The organism is Bradyrhizobium macuxiense, assembly GCF_001542415.1.
In the GTDB taxonomy this organism is placed as follows: domain Bacteria; phylum Pseudomonadota; class Alphaproteobacteria; order Rhizobiales; family Xanthobacteraceae; genus Bradyrhizobium; species Bradyrhizobium macuxiense.
The window spans coordinates 1-5,763 of record NZ_LNCU01000040.1 but is presented as its reverse complement, the minus strand read 5'-3'; the positions used below and the strand labels follow the sequence as shown (position 1 = coordinate 5,763).

The 5,763-nt window shown below is 63.9% G+C and carries 5 protein-coding genes; 2 read left to right on the top strand and 3 right to left on the bottom strand.

The window, feature by feature from the left end; all coding sequences use genetic code 11:
• A partial coding sequence (locus AS156_RS43720) for a hypothetical protein (RefSeq protein ID WP_210184214.1) occupies positions 1-192 on the top strand: 192 nt, incomplete at its 5' end.
• Positions 193-235: 43 nt separating this feature from the next.
• Here the strand turns inward: AS156_RS43720 and AS156_RS12700 are convergent.
• The 3 genes from AS156_RS12700 to AS156_RS42830 form a co-directional block, all read right to left on the bottom strand.
• Positions 236-1,669, bottom strand: coding sequence for an aldehyde dehydrogenase family protein (locus AS156_RS12700; protein WP_066504176.1), 1,434 nt, complete (start codon positions 1,667-1,669; stop codon positions 236-238).
• Between the two features lie 191 nt (positions 1,670-1,860).
• The gene (locus AS156_RS12695; protein WP_066504174.1) at positions 1,861-4,227 is read right to left on the bottom strand and encodes a hypothetical protein; all 2,367 of its coding nucleotides are present in this window, start codon (positions 4,225-4,227) and stop codon (positions 1,861-1,863) included.
• Positions 4,211-4,354: a hypothetical protein gene (locus AS156_RS42830; protein WP_160331090.1), complete on the bottom strand. Its 144-nt coding sequence runs from the start codon at positions 4,352-4,354 to the stop codon at positions 4,211-4,213. Before AS156_RS42830 ends, AS156_RS12695 begins: the two co-directional genes overlap by 17 nt.
• Positions 4,355-4,358: 4 nt before the next feature.
• Here AS156_RS42830 and AS156_RS12690 point away from each other — a divergent pair, with 4 nt between their 5' ends.
• Positions 4,359-4,820, top strand: coding sequence for an Lrp/AsnC family transcriptional regulator (locus AS156_RS12690; RefSeq protein ID WP_066504171.1), 462 nt, complete (start codon positions 4,359-4,361; stop codon positions 4,818-4,820).
• The last annotated feature ends 943 nt before the right edge of the window (positions 4,821-5,763 follow it).

Here is a 5,763-nt window from a genome sequence, read left to right as displayed (position 1 = left end):
GTAGATTTCCGCGTCGTCCCGGCGAAAGCCGGGACCCATAACCACCGATGGATATCGGTTCGGCAGGCTGGGGCCACAATCTTCGCAAAACGAGAAATGGGTCCCGGCCTTCGCCGGGACGACGGTGAAAGCTTCGCCAAAATGCCAATCTCAAAAGTACCATCTCCAAAACGTCTGACGCCGGAGCAGTGACCTGCCCCGGCGTCAAAATCTCGTCTCTCTCTCTCAGCTCGGCTTACGCGGCGTTGTAGCCCGCGACGGCCTTGGCCTCGAGATATTCTTCCAGACCGTAACGGCCCCACTCGCGGCCGTTGCCGGACTGCTTGTAGCCGCCGAACGGCGCGGAGCGCTCGTTCGGCACGCCCTGCAGGTTGACGTTGCCGGCGCGGATCTGGCGGCCGACGCGGCGCGCGCTTTCCACGGTATCGGCGGAGACGTAACCGGCGAGACCGTAGGGCGTGTCGTTGGCGATCTTCACGGCGTCGGCTTCGTCCTTGGCGCCGAGGATGGTCAGCACCGGTCCGAAGATCTCCTCGCGGGCGATCGTCATGTCGTTGGTGACGTCGGCGAAGATCGTCGGGCGGACATAGAAGCCCTTGTTGACGCCCTCGGGCAGGCCCGGACCGCCGGCGACGAGCGTTGCGCCCTCGTCGATGCCCTTCTGGATCAGCGCCTGGATCTTGTCCCACTGACCACGGTTGACGACCGGACCGATGTTGGTGTCAGCGGCGCGCGGGTCGCCGGCCTTGGTCTTGTCGGCGACGCCCTTCGCGATCGCGGCCACTTCCTTCATCCTGGAGAGCGGCACGATCATGCGCGACGGCGCGTTGCAGGACTGGCCCGAGTTGTTGAACATGTGCATCACGCCGCCGGTCACCGCCTTGGCGAGGTCGGCGCCTTCGAGGATGACGTTCGGCGACTTGCCGCCGAGCTCCTGGCTGACGCGCTTCACGGTCGGCGCGGCGCGCTTGGCGACATCGACGCCGGCGCGGGTCGAGCCGGTGAACGAGATCATGTCTATGTCCGGGTGCTCGCTCATCGCGGCACCAACCTCCGGGCCGAGGCCGTTGAGGAGGTTGAACACACCCTTCGGCACGCCGGCTTCATGGAGGATTTCCGCGAAGATCAGCGCCGAGGTCGGGGTGAACTCGGAGGGCTTCAGGATCATGGTACAGCCGGCGGCGAGCGCGGGCGCGACCTTGCAGGCGATCTGGTTGAGCGGCCAGTTCCAGGGGGTGATCATGCCGATTACGCCGACCGGCTCGCGCACGATCACGGCGGTGCCCATGGTCTCCTCGAACTCGTACTTCTTGAGCACTTCGAGGGTGTTCATGAGATGGCCGAGGCCGGCGCCGGCCTGCAGCTTTTCGGCCATCGGCAGCGGAGCGCCCATCTCGTCGGAAACGGCGGCGCCGATTTCCTTCATGCGGCCCTTATAGACCTCGACGATCTTGGTGAGCAGCGCGACGCGCTCCTCGCGGCTGGTCTTGGAAAAGGTCTCGAACGCGCGCTTGGCGGCGGCGACCGCCTTGTCGACATCGGCCTTGGAGCCGAGCGCAACCTCATACATCGCTTCTTCGGTCGCCGGATTGACGACAGGGGTGGACTTGCCTTTGACGACGGGATCGACCCAGGCGCCATCGATGTAGAATTGCATGCGATTGACCATCGGAAACCTCTTGTACGGGGCGTATGGATAAGGGGAACGGAAGCGTTCGGCAGGCATCCTTGCACGAAAGCCGGGGGAATTGAACCCGCCATATGCGGGACGCGGCTCGTGCGCGCCCACGCGATATAAGATCGAAGCCGCCAGGGTGGCAAGGCTCCTTCACTTCCTCTTTCACTCGCCCCTTCGCGACGCTACACCGCCATCTTGCGATGCCGCACCGGCGCGCCGACCGAGAGGCTTTCCGCCGCGTCGATGACGGCGTTGGCGTCGATGCCGTAATGGCGGTAGAGGTCGCCGATCGTACCGGTCTGGCCGAAATGCTCGATGCCGAGCGCCTCGACACGATGGCCGCGCACGCTGCCAAGCCAGCCGAGCGAGGCCGGGTGGCCGTCGATCACGGTCACTATACCGCACTCGCGGCCGAGCGGCGCCAGCAACTGCTCGATATGACTCAAATGCTGCACGCCGCGCCGGTCGCGGCGCAAATTCCGCGCGGCGGACCAACCCGCATACAATCGGTCGGCGGAGGTTACCGCCAGTAAACCAACATCGCGATGGCTCTCGCCGATCAGGCCGACCGCCTCGATCGCCTCCGGCGCAACGGTCCCGGTATAGGCGATCACCAGGTCGCAGTTCGGGCCCGGCTTGCGCAGCCAGTAGGCGCCGTCGGTGATGTCGCGCTGCAGGTCCGGCGTCATGATCCGCTGCGGCTGCTCGATCGTCCGCGTCGAGAGCCGCAGGTAGACCGAGCCGCCCTCCGCGCCTTCGCGCTGCATGTGGCCGAAGCCCCAGCCCATGATCACGGCAAGTTCATCGACGAAGGCCGGCTCGAACGAGGCGAGCCCGTCCTGCCCGATCCCGATCAATGGCGTCTTGATCGACTGGTGCGCGCCGCCCTCCGGCGCCAGCGACACGCCCGACGGCGTCGCAGCCACCATGAAGCGAGCATCCTGGTAGCAGGCGTAGTTCAGCGCATCGAGGCCGCGCTCGATGAAGGGATCGTACAGCGTGCCGACCGGCAGCAGCCGCGCACCATTGATCTGGTGCGACAGGCCGAGCGCCGAGAGCATGATGAACAGGTTCATCTCGGCGATGCCGAGTTCGAGATGCTGCCCCTTCGGGGAGTACTCCCAGGTGTAGGCGGACGGGATCTTCTCCTGCCGGAACAGGTCGTGGTTCTCCAGCTTCGCGAACAGGCCGCGCCGATTGACCCAGGCGCCGAGATTGGTCGACACAGTGACATCGGGCGACGCGGTGACGATGCGCGAGGCCAGCGCGCTGTCGCCGCGCGCGAGCTCGTGCAGCACGAGGCCAAAGCCCTGCTGCGTCGACATCTGCGCTGCGGCCTTGAAGGCGAGCCGCTCGGGCACCTCGATTTCAGGCGCCGACAGCCGGCGGCGGCCCTCGCGATTGAACGGCGCCTCGGCCAGGAATGCTTCGAGCTTTGCCGGATCCTGCGACAGGCCCTCGAACTCGTCCCACTCATGGCCGGCGCGGATGTTTTGCGCAGCGCGCCACTTCTCCATCTGCGTGACCGTCATCAGGCCGGCATGGTTGTCCTTGTGGCCCTGCATCGGCAGGCCGACGCCCTTGATGGTGTAGGCGATGAAGCAGACCGGACGATCATGATCGACGGCTTCGAACGCCTCGATCATGCTCGCCATGTCGTGGCCGCCGAGGTTCGACATCAGCGCCAGCAGCTCGTCGTCGCTGCGGCGGTCGATCAAGGCCGTGACCTGCCCCTGATCGCCGATGTCGTCCTGCAGATGCTTGCGGAAGGCCGCGCCGCCCTGGAAGCAGAGCGCGGCGTACATCTGGTTCGGACAATTGTCGATCCAGCGCCGGAGCGCTTCGCCGCCGGGCTCGGCAAACGCTTCGAGCATCAGCTTGCCGTACTTCACGATCACCACGTCCCAGCCGAAATTGCGGAACATGGTCTCGAACTTGGCCCACAGCCCTTCGCGCACCACGGCGTCGAGCGACTGCCTGTTGTAATCGACCACCCACCAGGTGTTGCGCAGGCCGTGCTTCCAGCCTTCGAGCAGCGCCTCGAAGATATTGCCCTCGTCCATCTCGGCATCGCCGACCAGCGCGATCATGCGGCCCTCCGGCCGGTCCTGCATCCAGCCATGCGCCTTGACGTAGTCCTGCACCAGCGAGGCGAACAGCGTCTGCGCCACGCCGAGGCCGACCGAGCCGGTGGAGAAGTCGACGTCGTCGGTGTCCTTGGTGCGCGACGGATAGGATTGCGCGCCCTTGTAGCCGCGGAAATTCTCCAGCTTGTCGCGGGTCTGGTGGCCGAACAGATACTGGATCGCGTGGAACACCGGGCTCGCATGCGGCTTCACCGCGACGCGGTCCTGCGGGCGCAGCACCGAGAAGTAAAGCGCCGACATGATGTTGGCGAGCGAGGCGGAAGATGCCTGATGGCCGCCGACCTTCAAGCCATCGGTGTTCGGCCTGACATGGTTGGCGTGATGGATGGTCCACGACGAAAGCCACAGCACCTTGCGGGCCAAAGCGGACAGCATCTCGAGGCGTTCAGGCGCGATTCCCATGGCAATGCTCCCAGGCAATATCGCGGATGTTACTGCCGCGGCGGCTCGCAAAAATCTCAATTCCACGCGACAGCACAGGAAAAATTGGGATAAATTCCCACGATCCGGCCTCCATCAGCGAGTTCATCCCAATGCCTGTCCTCGACGCCATCGACCGCAAGATCCTGAGTCTGCTGCAGACCGACAGCCGGATGACCATGCAGGAGCTTGCCGACAAGGTCGGACTGTCCGTGTCGCCGTGCCACCGCCGGGTCAAGCTGCTCGAGGAGCGCGGCGTGATCAGCCGCTACATCGCGACCGTCGACCAGAAATCGCTGGGGCTGCATGTCTCTGTCTTCATCTCGATCAAGCTCGCGCGGCAGAAGGAGGAAGACCTCAACCGCTTCGCTCGGGCGATCTCCAAATGGGACGAGGTGCTGGAGTGCTACCTGATGACCGGCAACCGCGACTATTTGCTCCGCGTCGTCGCCGCCGACCTCTCCTCCTATGAAGCGTTCCTGAAGAACAAGCTGACCCGGCTCGACGGCATCGCCTCGATCGAGTCGAGCTTTGCGTTGAGCCAGGTGAAGTATTCGACCGCGCTGCCGGTGTAGCTGCTCGTTTCGTCTGGAACGGGCCATCGCTCGCGCCAAAACCTCGCTGTCGTCCCTGCGAAAGCAGGGACCCATAATCACGAATGTCTATTGTTGCACGAAGCTGGAACGACAAGCCCTTTCACAACATCCGCCGCGGCGTATGGGTCCCTGCTTTCGCAGGAACGACATCGAATGCGTTGAACCGCCGGTAAGTCGTACATTCGCATTCTCGCGACATAATTTGTCCGAGCTTTGTCCTTTCGTTCCGCCCTCTCTTGGACAGAGGGCGCACCAGCTCAATCGGCGGAGATGCAGCGCCGGTCCGTCTTGCCCCGCCAGCTCGCAGGCGCATAGAGCGGCTCGGGTTGCCGGCAAATTTGGGTCGTTGATGACGGCTCGTCTCGTACCAATGATTGATGCATCTCGCGTGAGTCTTGAGCCGATAGCTCCGCCTGTTCCACTGCCGCTCCTGGTTTCAGGCCGAACTGCCTTGCCATGGGCTCCTCCGAATCAAGATTGCTTCGCGCGTCGTCGATCGCAGCGTGGGTGGTTTGCAGTGCAAAGGGAAATGCTCAGTCAGGTTTCTCAACGTCTTTAATGAAGGAACCGTCGCGATATTCCCGAACTGCCTCTATCAGCAGCGCGATGGAACGGAGCCGCGGGTTTCATCGCAAGCATCGCAGGCTCGCGATCGCTGCGCCAGACCGGAGTTTTGCGGAGGAACAAGTTCGCCAAAAGGTTGCCTGCAATTCATCTTGCGGCAGGAACCGAGCGGCGATGTGGCGGGTTGGTGTCGGGCACAATTGAATGCTTCGACACAAGTGAGAACAAACATGGCCAAAGCTGCGCGGGGCAGACACGTGTGGTTGGCGCTCGTCGCCATTCTCGCAACCGCAGCATCGGTAGCGCTGCTCGCGGATTCTGCCTATGCGGCGCGTGGCGGACCTGGCGGAGGTCACGG